26 protein-coding genes and 1 tRNA gene are annotated in these 19,007 nt (G+C 34.3%); all 27 read right to left on the bottom strand.

The annotated features are described in order from the left end of the window. Nucleotides 1-2: 2 nt before the first annotated feature. The 27 genes from LDM90_RS08105 to LDM90_RS07975 all read right to left on the bottom strand — a co-directional run bounded on the left by LDM90_RS08105 (nucleotide 3) and on the right by LDM90_RS07975 (nucleotide 18,789). The gene (locus LDM90_RS08105; protein ID WP_223898784.1) at nucleotides 3-1,406 is read right to left on the bottom strand and encodes a phage major capsid protein; all 1,404 of its coding nucleotides are present in this window, start codon (nucleotides 1,404-1,406) and stop codon (nucleotides 3-5) included. Beyond that, nucleotides 1,407-2,153: a head maturation protease, ClpP-related gene (locus tag LDM90_RS08100; RefSeq protein WP_223896951.1), complete on the bottom strand. Its 747-nt coding sequence runs from the start codon at nucleotides 2,151-2,153 to the stop codon at nucleotides 1,407-1,409. Then, nucleotides 2,119-3,300: a phage portal protein gene (locus tag LDM90_RS08095; RefSeq protein ID WP_223896952.1), complete on the bottom strand. Its 1,182-nt coding sequence runs from the start codon at nucleotides 3,298-3,300 to the stop codon at nucleotides 2,119-2,121. Before LDM90_RS08095 ends, LDM90_RS08100 begins: the two co-directional genes overlap by 35 nt. Further along, entirely contained in the window at nucleotides 3,300-3,491 is a 192-nt protein-coding gene (locus LDM90_RS08090) for a DUF1056 family protein (protein WP_223896953.1), read from the bottom strand. Before LDM90_RS08090 ends, LDM90_RS08095 begins: the two co-directional genes overlap by 1 nt. Before the next feature lie 10 nt (nucleotides 3,492-3,501). Beyond that, complete coding sequence (locus LDM90_RS08085) at nucleotides 3,502-5,367, bottom strand: terminase large subunit (protein ID WP_223896954.1); 1,866 nt, start codon at nucleotides 5,365-5,367, stop codon at nucleotides 3,502-3,504. Next, nucleotides 5,364-5,837 (bottom strand): phage terminase small subunit P27 family, encoded by a 474-nt coding sequence (locus LDM90_RS08080; protein WP_187154569.1) that lies wholly within the window; start codon nucleotides 5,835-5,837, stop codon nucleotides 5,364-5,366. Before LDM90_RS08080 ends, LDM90_RS08085 begins: the two co-directional genes overlap by 4 nt. A gap of 83 nt (nucleotides 5,838-5,920) precedes the next feature. Continuing rightward, nucleotides 5,921-6,457, bottom strand: coding sequence for an HNH endonuclease (locus LDM90_RS08075; RefSeq protein WP_223898781.1), 537 nt, complete (start codon nucleotides 6,455-6,457; stop codon nucleotides 5,921-5,923). A gap of 360 nt (nucleotides 6,458-6,817) precedes the next feature. After that, on the bottom strand, nucleotides 6,818-7,117 hold the full coding sequence (locus tag LDM90_RS08070) for a hypothetical protein (protein WP_223898780.1): 300 nt from the start codon (nucleotides 7,115-7,117) through the stop codon (nucleotides 6,818-6,820). A gap of 9 nt (nucleotides 7,118-7,126) precedes the next feature. Continuing rightward, a complete protein-coding gene (locus LDM90_RS08065) occupies nucleotides 7,127-7,411 on the bottom strand; it encodes a helix-turn-helix domain-containing protein (protein ID WP_223896958.1) in 285 nt (94 codons plus the stop codon). 40 nt (nucleotides 7,412-7,451) lie between these two features. Continuing rightward, nucleotides 7,452-7,522: transfer RNA gene (locus LDM90_RS08060), tRNA-Trp, on the bottom strand. Nucleotides 7,523-7,799: 277 nt separating this feature from the next. Continuing rightward, entirely contained in the window at nucleotides 7,800-8,309 is a 510-nt protein-coding gene (locus LDM90_RS08055) for an ArpU family phage packaging/lysis transcriptional regulator (protein WP_223896959.1), read from the bottom strand. Between the two features lie 14 nt (nucleotides 8,310-8,323). Continuing rightward, on the bottom strand, nucleotides 8,324-8,806 hold the full coding sequence (locus tag LDM90_RS08050) for a hypothetical protein (protein ID WP_223896960.1): 483 nt from the start codon (nucleotides 8,804-8,806) through the stop codon (nucleotides 8,324-8,326). Further along, nucleotides 8,790-9,128 carry a VRR-NUC domain-containing protein gene (locus tag LDM90_RS08045; RefSeq protein WP_223898778.1) on the bottom strand — a complete coding sequence of 113 codons (339 nt, stop codon included), beginning with the start codon at nucleotides 9,126-9,128 and terminating at the stop codon, nucleotides 8,790-8,792. The genes LDM90_RS08050 and LDM90_RS08045 overlap by 17 nt, the downstream gene beginning before the upstream one ends. Continuing rightward, nucleotides 9,121-9,519, bottom strand: coding sequence for a YopX family phage-derived protein (locus tag LDM90_RS08040; protein ID WP_223896962.1), 399 nt, complete (start codon nucleotides 9,517-9,519; stop codon nucleotides 9,121-9,123). The genes LDM90_RS08045 and LDM90_RS08040 overlap by 8 nt, the downstream gene beginning before the upstream one ends. 196 nt (nucleotides 9,520-9,715) lie before the next feature. Further along, nucleotides 9,716-9,883 carry a hypothetical protein gene (locus LDM90_RS08035; protein WP_223896963.1) on the bottom strand — a complete coding sequence of 56 codons (168 nt, stop codon included), beginning with the start codon at nucleotides 9,881-9,883 and terminating at the stop codon, nucleotides 9,716-9,718. Between the two features lie 861 nt (nucleotides 9,884-10,744). Continuing rightward, complete coding sequence (locus LDM90_RS08030; RefSeq protein WP_223896964.1) at nucleotides 10,745-12,037, bottom strand: VapE domain-containing protein; 1,293 nt, start codon at nucleotides 12,035-12,037, stop codon at nucleotides 10,745-10,747. Further along, the gene (locus LDM90_RS08025) at nucleotides 12,034-12,825 is read right to left on the bottom strand and encodes a bifunctional DNA primase/polymerase (RefSeq protein ID WP_223896965.1); all 792 of its coding nucleotides are present in this window, start codon (nucleotides 12,823-12,825) and stop codon (nucleotides 12,034-12,036) included. Before LDM90_RS08025 ends, LDM90_RS08030 begins: the two co-directional genes overlap by 4 nt. A gap of 2 nt (nucleotides 12,826-12,827) precedes the next feature. Beyond that, nucleotides 12,828-13,022, bottom strand: coding sequence for a hypothetical protein (locus LDM90_RS08020; RefSeq protein ID WP_223896966.1), 195 nt, complete (start codon nucleotides 13,020-13,022; stop codon nucleotides 12,828-12,830). After that, the gene (locus LDM90_RS08015) at nucleotides 13,019-14,278 is read right to left on the bottom strand and encodes a DNA methyltransferase (protein WP_223897028.1); all 1,260 of its coding nucleotides are present in this window, start codon (nucleotides 14,276-14,278) and stop codon (nucleotides 13,019-13,021) included. Before LDM90_RS08015 ends, LDM90_RS08020 begins: the two co-directional genes overlap by 4 nt. Then, nucleotides 14,259-14,828, bottom strand: coding sequence for a single-stranded DNA-binding protein (locus LDM90_RS08010; protein ID WP_223896967.1), 570 nt, complete (start codon nucleotides 14,826-14,828; stop codon nucleotides 14,259-14,261). Before LDM90_RS08010 ends, LDM90_RS08015 begins: the two co-directional genes overlap by 20 nt. Further along, complete coding sequence (locus tag LDM90_RS08005) at nucleotides 14,828-15,559, bottom strand: AAA family ATPase (protein ID WP_223896968.1); 732 nt, start codon at nucleotides 15,557-15,559, stop codon at nucleotides 14,828-14,830. The genes LDM90_RS08010 and LDM90_RS08005 overlap by 1 nt, the downstream gene beginning before the upstream one ends. Beyond that, the gene (locus LDM90_RS08000; protein WP_223896969.1) at nucleotides 15,556-16,941 is read right to left on the bottom strand and encodes a DEAD/DEAH box helicase; all 1,386 of its coding nucleotides are present in this window, start codon (nucleotides 16,939-16,941) and stop codon (nucleotides 15,556-15,558) included. The genes LDM90_RS08005 and LDM90_RS08000 overlap by 4 nt, the downstream gene beginning before the upstream one ends. A 5-nt stretch (nucleotides 16,942-16,946) precedes the next feature. Next, complete coding sequence (locus LDM90_RS07995) at nucleotides 16,947-17,213, bottom strand: hypothetical protein (RefSeq protein ID WP_223896970.1); 267 nt, start codon at nucleotides 17,211-17,213, stop codon at nucleotides 16,947-16,949. A gap of 9 nt (nucleotides 17,214-17,222) precedes the next feature. Beyond that, the gene (locus LDM90_RS07990; RefSeq protein ID WP_223896971.1) at nucleotides 17,223-17,702 is read right to left on the bottom strand and encodes a siphovirus Gp157 family protein; all 480 of its coding nucleotides are present in this window, start codon (nucleotides 17,700-17,702) and stop codon (nucleotides 17,223-17,225) included. Further along, a complete protein-coding gene (locus LDM90_RS07985; protein WP_223896972.1) occupies nucleotides 17,699-18,049 on the bottom strand; it encodes a hypothetical protein in 351 nt (116 codons plus the stop codon). The genes LDM90_RS07990 and LDM90_RS07985 overlap by 4 nt, the downstream gene beginning before the upstream one ends. A 234-nt stretch (nucleotides 18,050-18,283) precedes the next feature. After that, complete coding sequence (locus LDM90_RS07980) at nucleotides 18,284-18,595, bottom strand: hypothetical protein (RefSeq protein ID WP_308443173.1); 312 nt, start codon at nucleotides 18,593-18,595, stop codon at nucleotides 18,284-18,286. Then, the gene (locus LDM90_RS07975) at nucleotides 18,592-18,789 is read right to left on the bottom strand and encodes a helix-turn-helix domain-containing protein (protein WP_223896973.1); all 198 of its coding nucleotides are present in this window, start codon (nucleotides 18,787-18,789) and stop codon (nucleotides 18,592-18,594) included. The genes LDM90_RS07980 and LDM90_RS07975 overlap by 4 nt, the downstream gene beginning before the upstream one ends. Nucleotides 18,790-19,007: the final 218 nt, after the last annotated feature.

Raw genomic sequence — 19,007 nt, 5'->3', positions numbered from 1 at the left:
AATTACTTACCAGTCTTTGTATCAGTCGATTTTGAGCTAGTAGTAGATTTAGTATCAGCTTTACTATCAGCTGTGGAGCTGTTATCATCCACCTTCTTGGCTAAATTATTAATAGCATCTGCCAGCTTAGTAGTGGTCTCACTACTGCCACTTGTATTAGCCGCTGAATTTGATCCACCAGTAATCACTCTTGATTCTTGGTCTTTAATCGTAGTGAATGTAGATATTACATAGGCCCCTTCATCAAGTAACTCAACATCAAATCTGTCAATAGCTCTAATTTTAGTTAAGTCTTTTTCAAAAGCTCCGCCACCAATATTAGTTGACACTAATGTCATTCGTTGATAGTCATACAAAGTAATTGCCATGTGGTAGTCACCAAAGTATAACGGGTGAGCGCCGTCTATATCTGGTAAAAACTTATCTGTAATGACAGTTACATTATGACCAAAAATTTGTTTAACATCTGGAAGTGTTGGATTTGGTTGAATTAAATATCTGCCTTCAGCATCTTTAACTTTTGATAAAACGTTATATCCTGATTGATTGGTAATAAAACTGGAAGTGGCTTCAATTAAAGGATCAAGGGTATTATTTTCCAAGTCCTTAATGCTGTCGAAGTCTGCAATAGATACCTTAGTTGGCGTCTTTCCATTTTTACCATTATTCAATACTTTTAAAATTTCAGTATTACGGGTAATAACATCTTTTCTGGCAATCCAGTCTTCAATCCACGCTAAAATGTTTTCAGCTGAATCTTTAAGTAAAGTGTTAGTAATTGTAGAAATGCCAGCATAGCGGTGAATAGCAAATTTAACAATCGTTAATTGCGGACTGTCATTTTCACCGATTTCAGCTGTTTCATCATCGAGATTGGTAAATGGTGTTACATCGCTTAATTTCTCATAAACACGTGAGCCAGATGTCATAGATACATTTTCTATCTTTACCAAGTTTTCAAGTGAAGTAAATGAACGTTTTAGCTTATTAATAGCAGTTTGTACATCAACTGGAATAGTCAAGCCAGCATTAGGTCCTTCTTTATCAGACCCTTCGGGCAAAACTTGTGAAGTAATCATATTTTTAAAATCGGATACGAATTTATCGCAAATTTCTTTTGATTTCTTGGCTGCTATTACTTTTTCAGATTCACCAGGGTGATCGCTGCCAACCACTGGCTTTGGCGTTTTTAGATTTTTGCGTGCGTTGTCTAAAGCCGTTTGTGCAAAATCTCTCACTTTAATAGCTTTGCTTAGATCATTTTTAATTTTTGTAATGTCTTCATCTGAATATGCTTCAGGATCAGCTACTAACTGAATAGCAATTTGATTTTGCTTGTTTTCTAATTCTTCTACTCTGCTCCCTGCCGCATCACGTGCAGTAGCAAGTTCATTAATAGATTCCATTTAATTTCCTCCAAACAAAAGACCAAGTTTGTGATTAACAAGCTTGGTCTTATCTAAGTTTTCAGTTTTGTTTTTCGTTTTTGTATTTTCGTCTTTTACTTTTATTTTTTGCCTTTCAGCAATTAAGTTCTTGAATTCTAAAATTTTCTCTGCATTAAAGTGTGGGACAGTAACAGCTGCATTCAGCATTGGCTCTGCAATTTGATTTTGTTTAGCATTATCAAACTGCATAATGCCATCGGCAAAGCCTTCCTGAACAGCTGTTTTAGCATTCATCCAGGTAGTTTTTGACATTAGGCTATAAATATCCTGCTTATCCTTACCAGTTTTAGCTGCATAAGCATCGACAATGTTTTGGTCTAACTCATCTAAAGCCTGTTTCCCACTTGCAAAATCATCAGTATTGCCATCAGCAGAACTAATGGCTCTATGGATCATCATCATGGCCATTGGTGACATTAATACCTTGTCACCAGCCATTGCGACAATAGAAGCAGCTGAATCTGCCTCACCAACAATATGGACTTCTATATTTCCTTGATAGTTTTTTAACTCTGTGTAAATTTCAGCAGCTGGAGCTGTATAGCCACCTGGACTATTAATTTCAACAACCACATCTTTTTGATTACTATTTTCCAAATCATGCTTAACCTTGGCAGGATAGGCATAACTATTTTCACCAAAAAACGACATGAACTCACCGTTCATATCGTCAATTATCGGTCCTTTGATTTGTATTGTTTTCAATTATCTCACCTCCTTTACCGCCTATACTTGCTGCCTTAGGAAGTTTCTTTGGTAAATAACCAATTTGTTGCAAAATGTATGTGGCCTGATTACCTGCTAAAGCGTAATTCTTGGTCAAGCCCGCCAAAGTATCAGCATATGCATCCCCAGTTGCATCAATAGCTGGCCTAATATCAGCTGTAATTTTTGCATTCATTTTTTTGTCTAGTTCACTAACAATAGGATTAACGAACCTATTTAGAGCTTGCGCATATTGACTGCCCATCATTTTCAAACTTGATTGTTGGTCACCCTGACCATTTAAATAACTGTCAGGAATACCATATACTTTAGCAATTTGCTTACTAGTCCAGTCTACCTGGTTTAGCAACTGAGCTATATTAGATTTTATTTCTAACGGCTGATAATCCTCTAGATCATCAATAACAGCTGGTCCGCCATCACTATGGTGCAATTGCCAAATAAATTTACGAGAACGTGCAGCTTTATCTTTTTCGTCTAATAAAGCACTTTTAGTAACTTTTAAAATACCAGGTGTAGTTACAGATTGTTTCAAAGCTGACATTGTCAGATCATTAGAAGCATCTTTAATATCTAGTTCATTAGTAAGAGCAGTTAACGGAGATATTCCAGTCATACCACCATTTTTAGACATTAAGCGAATATGAATCAAGTCTACCTGTGGTATATTTTCAAATGTTCCGTAAACAGGTTCATCAAAATTAATGTTATAGACCAGTCCTGAACCATCCTCTAAAAGCATAGGTTGTACCTGTGAAGGTCTTAAATATTCCCAATGCAAATCAACACCATTAATATTGCGCCAGCGGTATGCATAAGCATTACCATCTAGTAAAAGCTGGGCATACATGCTTTGCCAAAAAGAAGTTCCATTAGTTGTTGTACTTGGATTATTAATGAATGACTGAACTCTTTCACTACTGGCTTGCAATGAAACTAAGGCTAGGTCCCCCGACAATTGCATTAGTAATGAAAAAATATCAGAATTGCGGAGAGCTTTGTCGGCCGATACATATTTATCTGACTTAGCAATTAAGAAATTAATTGCATCCTCATCGTTGCTCAACGAATAAGCAGGCTTTGGGGCTGCTCTAGAATTAGTAGCTTTCCAGTTAAATAGAGGCATTAATTATCACTTCCCTTCTTGGACGCAAGAACTTCAGTTAAAAATGCTGTAATAAGCGCTATTGCCCCTATGCTTATATATCCCGCACTTTTGTTAATTAAAAAGCAGCCATAGGCAATGGCTGCTACACCAACAATATAAAGGATTACATCAATAAATTTCCAAATAATTTTAAAAAGCTCTTTAACCATTTTTTCTCCTTTAAGTTAATCCAGATTTTGGATTTCTAAACCAATCCCTGACTTGCTCGGCTGTCATTCGATCAACAACAGTTGATTTATCATTAGTCAATCCATATTCTTCAAAGTGATCCATCGCTCGATACATTGCATCAATAATTGCATCAACAACATCAATCTTAAAAGTTGCCTTGTCTTTTTCAATCTGTATCCCGATTTTATCTTCTTTAATAGTTGCATTTAGCAACGCTTTTTCCATAATTGGATCATTAAAACGTGTTATTTTTCCTGTAGCAAAGCTCTCTTGTAAAAATTTAGTGGGATTACCCAATTCACTAGTTCTTTGTGCAATATCTTGAATTAACCAGCCTTCACTACTACTCAAGCTTTCGGTTATGTTTTTAACCTGAAAACTACCATAATGATCGTATCCCAAAAAAACAACTTGAAGCTCATTGTCTTCAACATATTGCACAAGCCATTTGTAAATTTGTTCCGGATTAATTATCCCTTCAGGAATTGAAGTGATAGTACAAAATTCAGGAAATTCACGATATGCTATTCCATCTAATTTTTCTTTTGCTTCAATAGAACCTGCTTGTTTAAAAGGAATAAAGCTATGCTGTGTAATATGCCAATGTGGTTTACCTTGCTGATCACGATATGGAAAAATGAAAGCTATAGCCGTGTTATCTGAATACATGGAATAATCTAAACCAATGTAAACTTCTCGACCCTTGATTTTAAAACCATCATCAATTGCTGCTTCAACATCTTTTAAATTTAAATAGCTAGAGGTAGATTGCTTTAGCCATATGTTTAAATTTTTGTTTTGAAAATCATAAATATTAGCCGTTAATAAATCATTATCACGTTTATCTTTTAAACCAGATAGCAAATTTTCTTTTTGATCTTCCAAATTTAATAATGGATTAGATTTTGACCATGTCTCTGGTTCATAGGTTTCTTCTAAATCATCCTGTGTCCAGATCAATCCTAAATAACTATCAGCTTCACGTTTAAAGTCCTGCTCCATTGCCTGAATTACCATTTTTTCATCTTCATGAAATGGCACTGTTGGATCTGGATAAGCAGTTGAAATTTGAACAAACTGGTGATTTTTGACTTTGACCTGTCCAGAAATTATCTTTGAAATACGCTCTCGTGTAGTTACTTCACCAATTTCATCAAACACGGCCGTTCTAAAATGATATGAGTCAAATTGTCCAGCTTCATGTGATATGGCACGAAGAATATTATTAGTTTTCTTTTCAATAATTTGCTCAGATTGCAATTCTAGCTGTGCATCTTTAGCTAAATCTTTAAAAGGTTTAATCTCTATTATTTTGCGTAGCATTGACTTAATGTAACCAAAGATTTTCATCGTTTGCTTATAATTTATAGAAGCAACAAGATAATCTTGGTTCTGCAGATCTATAGATTCAACTAAAAAACTAAAGGCTACCAAAATTGCCATTAAATAGGTTTTACCCTGACCACGTGCTACGCTGACAATTACTCTTGTGAAACGTTTTAAATTATCTGCGTCTCGCCAACCTATCATTTGGCAGAAAATAAATTTTTGCCAATCCATTAATTTTGTAGGCTCACCAGTATCAACATTTGGTGCAATTGCAGCAAATTTTAAAAGTATGTTAGCTGCTTCTATATCATAATGATATGGAAAATCCTTATTTCCTTGTCGTTGAAGGTCTCTAAGATGACGAAAGCAGGCTAACTTTATTAAGTAGCCTGCTTGTATTTTTTTATTTAATACATCAAAACAATAATTGGTGCCTGGATCTTTATATTTTTCTCTAATTTCTGACCAGTCAATAGCTTCATATGAGCCATCAACATCATGAGTTTGTGTTAAATCAACTTTCATTGTTTAAAAAACTCCTTTAATTGATCCGTAACTGATTCCTTCTTCTTGTCACTAGGAGAATTCAACTCCATCATTTGTGACCTTGCTCTTGGACTCAATCCTAATTCTCTGCCTATTTGATTCATCTTTGAAAGTGAGTCGGACATCATCTGATAGGCAGGATTTTTTCTGAATCCTTGAAAATCTTTAGCAGCTGGCTTACCAGTAACTGGACTAAGCATAGTTTTAAAAACTTTTTGCTGAATTCCATCTTTTCTAATTGAATCGTAAGCTTTCCGATAAACGTCATAAGCTGAACAATATTCCTGCAACAAATATTCATCTGCTCTCAAAACTTTTGAATTTTTGTTAAGATAATTTGCAAGCTTTGGCCAAAGCCTTTTTCCGTAATTATCGAGCCATTTCGGAGCTTGCGTAGGCACTTTCGGCCTTGTTAAATCAACGTTTGTCAGTTTGACCCCCCCTATCAAAAAAATTTCAAAATTTGGTCTGTCACGCAAGCGAACACCACATGTTGCGGCTCTTCCCTACGAACACATAGCCCGGGGGGATATTAATTTTTGCTTTTAATTTTATCACTCAACTCTGATATTAATTTAATGTCAGTGAGTGGTGGATTGTCTGTAGGTGTGCCATGTAGTCCAGTGCCATAATACTGTTCCTCAAACCTAGTTTTCCAATAGTGACAATTCTTACAGCACGTTACCATGTTGTTGATGTCACGGATCTTGTTTGGAAAGCGCTCAACTGGTAGCACATGATCAACTACATTTCCTTCTTTGATAACGCCACGAGCCTTGCAATATTGGCACAAATGGTAATCACGACTGAGCACTACCTTACGATACGATTGCCATTCTTTACTGTGATAGAACTTATTCTGATTAGCCTTAGTCTCATTTCTATAGCGTGAGATATGATTGTACTTCCAACGTGATTGCTTTGACTGTTTAGTTGTATATCTGTGTTCAAACTTGGCACGCTCTGCTCGGTACTCTGCTTCATGTGCAATGTGCTGCTGACAATAATGATTCGGCACAAAAGCTGGTGCTCTGCAGCCACGCACTCTGCACTTCCTAATTCTTGGCAATTGCATTCACCTCTATGTCTCACTTAACTTTTTAATAACTTTCATCAATGGCTTGTTATCCCAAAGCTTCTTGTCACAATAGTTATGAATTACCTCTGTATCACATATGTTTTGAGTATCATTTATATTTGACAACCCTTTTAATACCGTTTGCTGAAAGTCTTTTTTGAATTTAGTTTTGATCCCTTTTGAACCCATTTATATCTCACTTGTTCTTTTTGTGGCTGAATACTATGTGGTCTCCACATGTTATTATTACCTCATCATATTGTTCGCAATCTTCTATTAATTGCTTTCGCCTTTCTTTTATTTCTTTTTTCCAACTAGATTTTAAAAGCTTTTCTGGTGGTATTTTTGAAATCATTTTACAACCGTGCTCCTATTTGACGCGTCAATAATTCGATCCATTTTAATTTGATTTAGTTCTAAAACCGCTAATTGATAATCATTAATATCAATCGATAGATCTATATTTTCCATTGCAAACAGTTTTTTTAAAGGTATTTTTAAAACCTTTGCTGTTTGCTTTTTAGTTAAGTCCAATTCTTTTTCAAGATTAATAATTTTATCAGCTAATATATACTTTCTTGTTTTAATATCATCCCTTGAGTTAATAGCTTTGTTAATAATATATTTTTTAAAGAGCTTAGTTAGTTTCATCTTTTCTCCTTACAATTTTGGCAAGTTACTATTAATCTCATCAATAGCTTTTTGTATTAACATAATTGCTAAATCTCGAGCTACATTTGCATAATCTTCAATATTAAATGACATGTCAGCATTTTCCATCAAAAGCAACTTAGCCACTGGTATCTTTGATCTGTTTGCTATTTCTTCTTTAGATAAATTCAATGACTCTAAATTAATAATACATTTAGAAATACATTCAGATAATTTCTTTTTCTGTAAATTATCTTCAGTGTTCGGATCTATTAAAAGATTATTTGGTTTCATCTTTGATCCCTTTCTTTAAATAATATTTTTAATTGTTAAACATGTCCTGAAGGATTCGAACTTTCATCAACGGTTTTGGAGACCGTTATGCTACCGTTGCACCAAGAACATAAAAAATATGGATTATTGATAGGTCTAATCCTTGCATTATAAAATTTGATTACCATATCAATTAATCCATATTTAATTTGACACGCTCGCTTAATATAATTACTAAACTTTAAAACATATTATAGATTATCCAAATAAACACGTATTAAGGTCATCGCATGTCTATAACAACGATAGGATTCGAACCTACCGCTGTTTTTGTATATACACTCAAGAATTATCTTTTATTCTTGATGCTATCAATATAACACCGTAAAACTCCAACAATCTTCCGATTTTACTCCGACTTTTCTCCGATAATTCTTCGATTTTCCTCCGATTTTTCATTTTTTGGCACTTTTAGTTCTGGAATGTCAACATCATAAATTATTTTCCAAGTAACAATCGTATCAGCAAACTGGCACAGAGCATATTTTTTAAGGTCATTATATCTGGAATCACTATACTGTACTTTAGCGGCTACCTGCCAATCTTTCAGCTTGTCAATATATAATGCCTTTAATATTGTCCTAAATGGTTGCTGAGTACTATCAAAGCATTGGTCAATTGCATGATAAACTGCTTGACATTTATGTTGTGCTTCAAATATAGCAGCCATTTTATTTTCTGCTGAATTACCAAAATGGTTTATAATACCTGTTTGATCGAACTGTGGGCTACTAAGATCGGCACGATGATAGCCAGCTCGCAGAATATATCTTTCAAAGTCATTTTTGAAAAAATATTTAACTTTTTCTGCGGTCTTTTTTTGATCAATATCAATAGGTAAATCAACGTTTTCTCCCACAGTTCTTTTCCTCTCTATTCTTTGGTATAAATTTTGTTTTTACAAAAATACTTATCTCCGGATTTTAGCTTTTTAAAACGGACAATTTTGCGAAACTTTCTTAAATAATACCCTTTTTTATTTAAATAAAGCCTAGCACTTGATATAAATTGTAAAGGTTGATGAGTGATAACACGGTATTTACTAAAGTTCTTACTATATATTTTTTGTCCGGTTTTTCGATTGATTGCTACATATTTAAAATATGGTTTAACTTCTAATCCTAAACGGTTAACAGCTGATCGGATTTTATTTTGGCTAAAATTTAAATCTGTAGCTACTTCATTGATTGAATAACCGTCATTAATTAACGCAGTGATTTTAGCATCAATAATTTCTCCTTCATTGTTATATAGTAATTTTTGAATTGACTTTAAAGTTAAATTATTATCTGGTACTAATGATAATGTTCCGTATTCATTTTCTAAGTTATGAATTAAATTATACGGGATAGCCATACCCCACCAAGCCTCCTTCCACAATCATACGAGCATCTCTTGTACTGCGAGCAATTCCATGTATTACATTATGTGATAATAGAAATTTATGAAATCTAATTTGATCATCTCTAGGTTTACCAGTTTTAGATTTTACTTCTATATAAAATACTTGATTGTCTACCCAACGAAAGCCATACAAATCTGGATGTCCTTTGGGTAGCCCGGTGTCAAACCATCTACCATTCTGCATCAGCACTTTGCCAACATTAGCTCTAAAGACAGTACAATGATGCATTGATAATTCACGCATAATTTGTTTTTGAATTTCGTGTTCAGACATTATCAATCAGCTCTGGATTTTCATAAATGTTACCAATAATTTTTGGATATTTGTGATAAAATCCATTTTTATCACAGCCATCATACAAACATTCGCTGAGATATTCCTCAGATGGTAAAACCATAAATCCACCTAACAAACTCGAATATTTAACTTCTAAAAATTCATCCACCCAATGATCAACATTGCATATACTAATTTGATAATGCGTTGGCAAACTTAGAATATCACTCTCATAAATATCTTTACCATTAACGTCTTTTAACCCCGTATATTGCATGATAATTGGATCGTCAGTATATGTTTGACCGGGGCGCAAATCTAAAACTTCAATTTTGCTCATTGTTTTAGATTGTCTGTCCCACTTTCTAAACTTCAATATTTCATCCATAATTACCACCCTAAACTTGTCCACCACATATATTTTTCAAGCATAATTGATCCAATTATTAGAATTAAGCCAATTGCAACTAATGCTATGGCTATTACTAACAGTAATTTACTTTCAGATTTGAGATTTAAAAGTATGTAGCCAATAACACCGAATATGAGGCCTAATATTTCGCATAAGAAATATATTACTTTCATTAGTTGTGCCTTCCATATTTATTTAGCAAATAATCAACATAATTTTTACGCTTTTCATTTGGAAGTTTTTGAAAAAACTCGTTGTCCTTTAATTGATACTCAGGTGGCACATGCCCCAAATAGGTAATCTTGCCATTCTTATTCTTACGATAAACTGTTCTTGCCATTTTACTCCTCCTTAATTTTGCTAATTTTCCTTCAATAATTTCCATAATATTTTTCTTAAAAGTTACACTTCGGTAACAGTAACTGTTACCTATACTTTTCTTACTCCTGCAAGGATTTTAGACTTCTATTTTTTTGGTAACAGTAAAATTAATAAAAACTTTTTTAAAGCCATGAGAGCTAAATATTATATAAATAAAAAGTTTTATTAATATTTACTGTTTTACTGTTACCATGTACCTAAAAACCTAACTATAACAAGGTTTTTTAAGGTAACAGTTACTGTTACCTTGTTGTTACCTACTGTTACTTTTGAAATCCCCTTACTACTTTTCCTTATAATATCTATTTAAAATTACGGCTAAATTACAGTAACTGTAATTTACTTTTTGTTTACTCTTACAAGACTTTTTAACTGCTTAAATTTGTTATTACAGTAAAATCTACAAAAACTTTTTTAAAGCTTTGAAGGTGATATATTATATAGATAAAAAGTTTTATAGAAATTTAGTGTAATACTGTAATTACTACTCAACTTTCCTAGAATATCAAGGACTTTCATAATTACAGTAACCGTAATTTTATTGTAATTTACCGTAATTATTATTTAATAGCTGACACTCCAATGACAGTTACCGTCATTGCTTTCGTTCGTACTCCTTCATGGGTTTAAAGCACTTAAAATTTCTAATGACAGTAAAATTTAAAAAAACTTTTTTATAGCTATGGAGGCTATATATTATATAAATAAAAAGTTTTATCAATATTTACTGTCATACTGTCATTAGCACCTCTCTTTCGTACTCTCCCAACGCTTTTAGAAATGACAGTAACCGTCATTGACTGTCATTATCTGTCATCACTTATTTTGAAAAGCCACGTATTGTCACTCCATTAATTGTTCTTCTTGCACTCGTATTGAATCCTAAATGTTCCATGTAATAACGAATATCACGTGTCTGCTTATTATTCCGTGATAAAGCGTTAGGATCTTGAAATAAAGCAACTGATAATTCTCGGTTGGGAATAAATTTTTGACCTTTGAACTTATTTTCTAAAACATCCATTAAGTTGTCTTCTAATCCTGATGTATAGCGAAATTCTTCTCTATTTTGCTTTAATAAAACTTCTTGTTTTGGAGTAAATCTAAATGGATCTTTTGCATTCTTATAGAGCCAAACTGCTTCGCCCCACAGCTGCTGCACCACATCCTCGGTTAAATCGGTCACAGGATTTTTGGTCTGTTTTTCTGGATCAGCGTAAATTGATAAAAATCTTCGATCGCCTGAACGATCTCGTAAGTGCCTAACCTCATTAGTTGTTCTTGCAATGACAAATTTTTTCTTGAAATGCAATGGCTTATGACCATAAGGTTTGCGATACTCAAAGTCTTGCATCGTGATGAATTTTTTGATTTCTTCAAAACTGGCATCATTGCTGGCAGTCATTTCATCATCATTGACAATCAGAGCGTTTTTCATTACTTCGAAATCGTCTTTTTTAGTGAAAGTATTAAACTGGTCTGTATATAATCCCATCGGCGCAATGTTTTTCAGGATTGAAGTTTTACCGACTCCTTGGCCACCAACTAAATCTAAAACATAATCGAATTTAGTTTCAGGATTATAAGCTTTGGCAACGGCTCCCATTAACCATGTTCGAGTAATTAATGTTGTGGTCGCATTCTTCTTAGCTCCCAAGTATTCAGGGAAGAAATTGTCAATCCTGCGTTTCTTGTCCCAATGTTTATATGCATTATCCATATAATCAATCACTGGATTATAAGAATTCATGTAAGCGACATTATCTATTGCCTGCTCGATAATCACATTTTTAAAAGTTGCATGTTCATAATCTGAACGAGCTTCGATATATAATTCAACTGAATTAGTAACCTGGTCTGTATATTGACCTTTACTAATTAGGACAGTGCCAATATTCTTGATTTCTAACTTACGATTATCAACTACATCTATTTCTTGCGTAAATTCGTTCAATCGAAATAGATTTTTAAGATTGGGGTCATGTAATATGATCATTACTACGTTTTTAACGCTGGTAGTCTTAACGGCACCATTGTTTTGACGTTCAAGCTCAATGGTGGTTTTACGCAACTTATCGGCATTTTTCTCATTGATTTTAATAACGTCACTCATTCAATCCCCCTTCTTTTGATTTCTTTTTCAATTACAGAATTTACTGTTCGTTCCACTTCATTCAGCGGAAGACTGTCTGTTGTATTGGTATTTGCAATTAATGCTAATTTAGCTGCTGCATCTGGATCAACACCTCGATATAGTAAGCCACCAACAAAACTGGTAAGAGTATCATTGCGCCTGCCGGTATCACCTAGACCATTTACAATTAACTCAAAAAGTTTTGAAGTCTGCGTCTTGCTTGCAATTTTATAATCTAAAATTGTCTTTTTCTCGGGCTTAACCTTACTCTGAATTAATTCCAGTAAACCAGCTGGAGCTGGTCTTATTGGTTTATGATTAAGCCACCGATAGGACTTGCCATCTATTGTGCTAGGAGCAACTACAACATAATTATTTTCGTGAGCTTTTAAATCGACACCCGGCAATAGACCAATACATTGCGTCACATTCTCTTTTGCAGGTTTTTGAAAAAAGAAATGATAACCATCATGAGCAGTTTTTTCTCGTAATGTGTCTTTAAACCATTCGTTATGATTAAGATTAAGGATGGATTGTAAACCATCAACATTACCATGACGGTCAACATCAATCACGAAAAACTTATCAGTTTTAAGTGCAATGTTAGCCAATGGATAGCGTTGCCAAACTTGTTTAATCTCATCAACTGAAAGTGGCGGCTTATCGGCAAATTTAATCAGCGGTCGTTTGTTTGAGCCAATGGGAATGACAGAAAATCCGTGTGCTGCATAGCTAATCGCATAATTGACTAGATTTTCTAGTGGCATAATTACTTATTTTCAGAATCAATCATTTCTAGCTGGTTAGACTCAAGCATTACTTGGATCTGGTTTTTTGCAATTTCATTTAAACTGTCTAATGATAAATTTTTAGCTGATGTACTGATTTGGATATTCACTACACCATTTTTAGCTTTAAAGTTATCAATATTGCCGTTAAAAACAATTTGTTTAACATTTATCATTTTGTTTTCCTCCTAAATATTAGTGTCCTTTCAGAATCTAATGATCTGGTTCTACAACCGTTCTGCTGTAAATTAACATGTTGCGGTGTCCGCCTATACTCAATATGGCGAGAATAGGTTTTGATATGCTTAATGCCGAGTTTTGCAAACATTTCTATTGTAATTTGATCAAGAGGCTGAACCTGGTTATCAACGGTTCTGTTACCTAATGTAATAATGATTGTGCCGTCCTCATCTAACACTCTTGCCATTTGCTGAATGATAATCCAATAGTCTGAAAAAAATCTTTTCACTTTTATGCACTTTTTCGGTGCTATATTTGCCAGGAAATTTTCTAATAACTTTGAACTATATCCGTTCGGTGCTGCAACTCGACCCCCTAAACTTAAGGAATCAATGGCCGAAAAATTACTTAATAACTTACTTAAATTTCTGCTTTCCAGATCTTTTTTGTCTATCCATTTTAAAAATAGTATGGAAGCCTGACCATAAGTTACTGTTGTTGCACTATCTCCATAAGGTGGCGAAGTGCAAATCATATCAACTGATTCAGTAGCAATTTTTGTACAAGCTTCTTTTGCATCGCCAGCATATATTTTTGCAGTTGGCAATTCATGTGTGCTAAGGAACGTGCATTTATGAGAAACTATTTTTAAAAAGTCCTTTATCGCATTGTCAGGAATAGCTTCTATTTGCTCTTCAAACTTCACATGTAATTTAAAAGATGAAGTTCTGTCATTGCTGTGTGAGTAAATAGTTTCTGACATACATACCCAGAGAAATTTTCTGATCCAAATGTCATTTTCAGACTTAATAACATTTCTAATTCTGCTTAAGCTTAATATGATATCTTTTCTAAACCATTTATTGATTTTATTAAAATCAAAAATTGGGACTAAATATTCTTTTTCATTTAGTTTATTAAATATTCTGGTAATTACTGCAGCCCAATTAGTTTCAGAATAATCATGTGTTTTAACTTCTGATAAAAGAACTGCATATGGATTAAGATCAATTCCGATAGTATTTAAACCAAGTTTTTGGGCTTCTATTAATGCCGTTCCCGATCCCATAAAAGGATCAAGCATTACTTTATATTCTTTTTTTGACCATGTTTGCATTAGTCCAAGTTGCATTTCTGGTACCATAGTGGCTGGATAATGCCCTAGAGTATGTATTCCTGTCCTATGTACTCCTTTAAAATCCCAAAAATTAGTCATGTTTTTGACATCCCTCCTAGAATGGTAAGTCGTCATCGTTAATATCAACAGTATCGCCTGTGCCATTAAATGGATCTTTCGCATCGGCTACTTTTGGTTGTTCCTGTTTTTCAAATGTATAATTCCTAAAAGGATATTGTGGATTCTTCTTATTAGGAGTAGTTTTAATGGTCACTTTTAAGACCTTGCCACATGCTGGCTGCAGTGTTTCGGCAATTGCATCATAAGCCTCTGTTTCATTCTCAAAAGCAAAACACTTATTAGGCACTGGATTGTTAAGAGTTTCTCCAATAATTTGAATTTCAGAAATGCTTCTAGCAATAACTGAATTCGGCATTGGATCACCATTCGCTTTTGTTTGCGCAAGTGATGGGAAAATAGACTCCTGTCTACCTTCATATTCACCCTGGATAACGCTAAAAGTTAACATCAGGAAATCTCGATCGCCTTTAGCGTTGTGAGTCACATTGTCAAAGCTCATTAAATAAGTATCATCTGGAATCGGCTCGTATGGGTTATATTCCTTACCTTCTTTTGGATTAAAACCTTTTTGCTTTAATTCGTTCATTGCATCTAAAAGACTCATTATTTACTCTCCTTTTTAAAAATTCCGTTGCATGTTTCCAATAGTTTCAAAATACGATGGTCTGTAATATTTTTCGGATTGTACTGCGTCCTTAGGCTTTTTACTTCTCTGAAATATGAAGCGTTAACGCCATCACCAACTTTTTTAGTTCTGATCTCAACATCACAGTTACCGTTCACAACATTGAAGTACTTAGTCTTAAGTGAAGGATGGTAAGTAGTGGCACCAGTGTTGTCATCTGTAATTGAATCTTCTCGGCTTATGTAGATGATGTTCATTGGCAACGCTTTTAAATCCATCACTAGCTGTTGCAATGCCGTGTTAAATAATGCGTAGCCTTTACCGTATGGGATATCGCTTAATGACTTAACCTTGTTATCCCAGCATATCGCCTGCTCAAGCATAACGATAATGTCATCTATCACGTCTACTACAATCGTTTTGAATTGCTCCTCTGATTTTCTTTGCTCGTTTTCTGTTTGTAAAGCTAAGATAATATCGTCTAGCTGTTGGGTAACAAGTTGCGTTGGCTTGCCGTTCTTATCTCTTAAATTCCTAATTTGAAATGCTGGTGCGGTTCCTTGATCGCTGTTGCCATCGGTATTGAGCACAATTGGATTCGGGAAAAAACTGGCAAAGTAACTTTTACCGCTCATGGGAGCGCCCCAGATAAAAAAGTTATGCGGCTGTGCCTTTGGTTCTAATTTTTTTGGTTTTGGTAAAACTATCATTTATTAATCATTCCTCTCAGTTTAAGCTGGTAATAGATCCATCCTGGTTTATACCCATGCAATTTTGCATAAGCATTAAATTCAGCTGGAGATTTTAATTCACTAACTTTCTTATTAGCGACTTTTTTAAGTAAGTCGCTTTTTACTATTTCCGCTATTAATTTTTTACGATTTTTTGCTTCAACTAAGTCAACATCTTTAACTTGCTTTGCCTCGTGGATTTTGATCGGCTTACCACAGAGTGGACATTTGCCATTTTTAACCTCACTGGTTTTCACAACCGCAAAGCAATAGTCGCAAGTTATAATTGCCATGCCGGGATCGGTATTTATTTTTGAAACTGATTTCGTGCCACTGACCACTGCCTGTTTCCAGTCCCTGTCATCATCTGGATAGCCAAATTTCTGCACATTATTAGCGTGGTCAATAATTATTGCCGTTTTGCCTGGTCTTGGATTTAGGCAACGCATTGAAAATTGCAAATACAATGCTAACGAAGTGGTTGGTCTTGCCATAATCACACAGTCAACATTTGGAAGGTCTACTCCTTCGGTAAACAAATTGACGTTAACCAATATCTTTAGTTTCTGATTTTTAAAATCAGTTACAATCATGTCCCTTTCGACTACTGGTGTTTTTCCGTCAACTTCTTTTGCTTCAATACCTGCCTCATTAAATTCATGGGCTATTCTTTTTGCTGACTCGATTGAATACGTGTAAACAACTGCCTGCATTCCCTTCGCAATCCGCTGATATTGTTTGACGACATGTCCAAAGATCTTATTGTTCATAGCTTCAGCCATTGATTTGTTGGTATAATCACCAGTTGAACTGCGTTTCAGCAATTTACTATTAAAGTCATTAGGTGGTTGGAAATACCTGAATGGTGCTAAAAAACCTTCATTAGTAAGTTCTTTAATTGATTTGCCAACAATAATATCGTCTGCTATCTGATCTAATTGCTTTTGTCCAGTACGTCTAGGAGTAGCTGTGAATAACAATACATAAGCATTCTTGAATTTGTTTAGTATTTTCTGGTAGCTTTTTGCGAGAGCATGGTGACCTTCATCAATCAGAATCAATTGTGGTTCGGGTAACTTATCAACTCTACGGCAAAGTGTCTGCACTAACCCCATTGTTGCTAGGTTAGGCTTAACATCTTGTGCTTTAAAAGTAGCTTTAGCCTGTTCCAATACTTCTTTACGATGAATAATAAACATCACGCGATTGTTTTTAGCAGTTGTTTTCCTAGCGATTTCTGCCATAACCACTGTCTTACCGGTTCTAGGTGGTGACTGCACAATAATATGATGATGACCATTCTGCATTGACTTAGTAATCCGTTGAATTAAATCGTTTTGATATGATCTTAATTCGTACATTTTTATTATTTACTATGTTTAATCTCCTGACTCTGTGCTTCGTCATAGACCATCTTTTTTGCTTCCTCAAACATGGATCTAATCACTGATTGAAACTGTTCACTAGGTGATTCTTCATGTGCGCATATTGGACTAGGATAATTTATTTCAAGGTAATTAATCGCACCCTTATAAGTATCTTGTTTTAAAGCCTCGTTCTTTAATCTAATAGTCCACAGCTCAATTGCTCTAAAAGTTTCTTCCTGCCACTTTAAAAATTCTTCATTTAGCATAGAAACCTCCTAGCTAATTGTTGTTTTTCTATTGGGTTCTAAATGTGCACCCGGTACTTCTTGACCATCTTTCATATCTTGATAGAGTTTTCTCTTATCTATTGATGAAACTTCTTTGGTTATGATATAAACTTTAGGTAATTTACGTTCATCTGAAATAATGGTCTTTTGCTTATAATTACGTGGCTTTAAAATGTAATGTTTAGTATGCAGCTCTTTAATTCCGGCATCATCTATTACTTCTGTCATATAATTTTGCAAATTATTTTTCTGATTTTCGTAATGATGTTTCTGCTCTGTGAGCTGCTTAATTTTGTTTGTCAAAAAATCGATGCTTGCGGTGTCTCGTTCGATTAAGCCAGCTAATCCGTCTAGCTTTTCATCTCTAGTTAGCTTCAAAGAATCAAGAGTATCTTTTAGTGTTTCTGGATCAATATCATCTTTATCAGCTACCTTTTTGATGGCATCATTTATTTCAAAAAGTTTCATTTTAAAACATCGCCTATCCTTTCACTCCCGTATGCCCATTCAATTATTGATGAAAAGCTGTCTCCATCATCGACATCACAAGAATCTGTTAGAAAATCATAAGGATCATAACCTAGCTCTTCGCATAATTTATCTAGGGAGCCATGGTTAATTTCTAAACGATGCTTTAGAAATTCCTTATTGTTTTTATAAACATGACTTCCTGCAACTAAGCTTGAAATTATTGAATTTTCGTGATCACCAATCAATGATGCATCTGGATCTTCTTTTGCAATTTCAGCTAATTCTTCTTGAACATTGATGTCATGGATAGCTTGCTTTAGTTCATTACCATCTTTTACTTCCATGTGTTATAATCTCCTTAGTATTATTAATATTTAATGGTCCGATTGCAGTCGGGCTTTTTTATATTCCTGGGTTGTATTCGGGTAAGCTGAGAATGTAAATCATGTAGATCGTTGATACCAGCCCAACAATAGCTACTATTAATGAGATTAATAATGATCTTTTGCTTTTCAGTTCTATGTCGGTGTATGTGTTTAAAAAATGCTGCCATTTTTCTAATATCCTTTCTATTAAATTTAAACTGCGTTCCAATTTATCTCACCTCGATGCTCTTCCATCCATTTTCTTGCCGGATATTCGAAAATTGTAAAACCACGACCTGTACCAGGATGAATATTCTGACACCAATCCGGATTAAATTTATATAGAATATTTTCTTTAACCCAAGCTGGTCCATGTGGATAACAATATTTTTTAGCAAATTCTTTAATACCAATAGTTTTTCCGATAATACTATCTTCAGGAACATAGCCTCGACTTTGCATAATTTTGTCAACTGTTTCTGTTAAACTATCAATTGGTATTGATAATTTAATTTCATTAGTCAATTAATATTCGCCTCCTTTCTAAGCTGATCTAAGCTAATATCTAGGGCATCTGCTATTTTGCAAGCATTTTTAAATGACATTTCAGAACCGTTCTTATAATTTGCAATGGTGCTCCAAGGTAATCCCGTTAGCTTAGATAATTTGTAAATGCTAATTTTTTTAGCTTTCATGATTTCTTGAATTTTATCCCACATTTAGTATGCCTTTCTCTTACAAGCACTACATATAGTGCTATATGTTTATAGTGAATTGCCCCTTGATATAGTGATATATCATGTGAACCGAGTGAATTCAGGGAAAACCTAAGTTTTTGGATATGGCAACCCTGAGCCAAACTTAATTGAAGGTGCAACGCATAGGACAATATCCCACGAGCGCTCGGCAACTCATTTGAGTTGAAGATATATGCTGA

It is taken from the genome of Lactobacillus huangpiensis (genome assembly GCF_019972815.1).
GTDB classification, from domain to species: Bacteria; Bacillota; Bacilli; order Lactobacillales; family Lactobacillaceae; genus Lactobacillus; species Lactobacillus huangpiensis.
Note: the sequence above shows the minus strand (reverse complement) of the source record. Positions and strands in the feature narration are given on the sequence as shown.

Coding starts and splice junctions, on each gene's coding strand:
- LDM90_RS08105 (WP_223898784.1), bottom strand. CDS start 1,406: ATGGAATCTATTAATGAACTTGCTACTGCACGTGATGCGGCAGGGAGC.
- LDM90_RS08095 (WP_223896952.1), bottom strand. CDS start 3,300: ATGCCTCTATTTAACTGGAAAGCTACTAATTCTAGAGCAGCCCCAAAG.
- LDM90_RS08090 (WP_223896953.1), bottom strand. CDS start 3,491: ATGGTTAAAGAGCTTTTTAAAATTATTTGGAAATTTATTGATGTAATC.
- LDM90_RS08085 (WP_223896954.1), bottom strand. CDS start 5,367: ATGAAAGTTGATTTAACACAAACTCATGATGTTGATGGCTCATATGAA.
- LDM90_RS08070 (WP_223898780.1), bottom strand. CDS start 7,117: ATGAAACTAACTAAGCTCTTTAAAAAATATATTATTAACAAAGCTATT.
- LDM90_RS08065 (WP_223896958.1), bottom strand. CDS start 7,411: ATGAAACCAAATAATCTTTTAATAGATCCGAACACTGAAGATAATTTA.
- LDM90_RS08050 (WP_223896960.1), bottom strand. CDS start 8,806: ATGGCTATCCCGTATAATTTAATTCATAACTTAGAAAATGAATACGGA.
- LDM90_RS08045 (WP_223898778.1), bottom strand. CDS start 9,128: ATGTCTGAACACGAAATTCAAAAACAAATTATGCGTGAATTATCAATG.
- LDM90_RS08040 (WP_223896962.1), bottom strand. CDS start 9,519: ATGGATGAAATATTGAAGTTTAGAAAGTGGGACAGACAATCTAAAACA.
- LDM90_RS08035 (WP_223896963.1), bottom strand. CDS start 9,883: ATGGCAAGAACAGTTTATCGTAAGAATAAGAATGGCAAGATTACCTAT.
- LDM90_RS08030 (WP_223896964.1), bottom strand. CDS start 12,037: ATGAGTGACGTTATTAAAATCAATGAGAAAAATGCCGATAAGTTGCGT.
- LDM90_RS08025 (WP_223896965.1), bottom strand. CDS start 12,825: ATGCCACTAGAAAATCTAGTCAATTATGCGATTAGCTATGCAGCACAC.
- LDM90_RS08020 (WP_223896966.1), bottom strand. CDS start 13,022: ATGATAAATGTTAAACAAATTGTTTTTAACGGCAATATTGATAACTTT.
- LDM90_RS08015 (WP_223897028.1), bottom strand. CDS start 14,278: ATGACGACTTACCATTCTAGGAGGGATGTCAAAAACATGACTAATTTT.
- LDM90_RS08010 (WP_223896967.1), bottom strand. CDS start 14,828: ATGAGTCTTTTAGATGCAATGAACGAATTAAAGCAAAAAGGTTTTAAT.
- LDM90_RS08005 (WP_223896968.1), bottom strand. CDS start 15,559: ATGATAGTTTTACCAAAACCAAAAAAATTAGAACCAAAGGCACAGCCG.
- LDM90_RS08000 (WP_223896969.1), bottom strand. CDS start 16,941: ATGTACGAATTAAGATCATATCAAAACGATTTAATTCAACGGATTACT.
- LDM90_RS07995 (WP_223896970.1), bottom strand. CDS start 17,213: ATGCTAAATGAAGAATTTTTAAAGTGGCAGGAAGAAACTTTTAGAGCA.
- LDM90_RS07990 (WP_223896971.1), bottom strand. CDS start 17,702: ATGAAACTTTTTGAAATAAATGATGCCATCAAAAAGGTAGCTGATAAA.
- LDM90_RS07985 (WP_223896972.1), bottom strand. CDS start 18,049: ATGGAAGTAAAAGATGGTAATGAACTAAAGCAAGCTATCCATGACATC.
- LDM90_RS07975 (WP_223896973.1), bottom strand. CDS start 18,789: ATGTGGGATAAAATTCAAGAAATCATGAAAGCTAAAAAAATTAGCATT.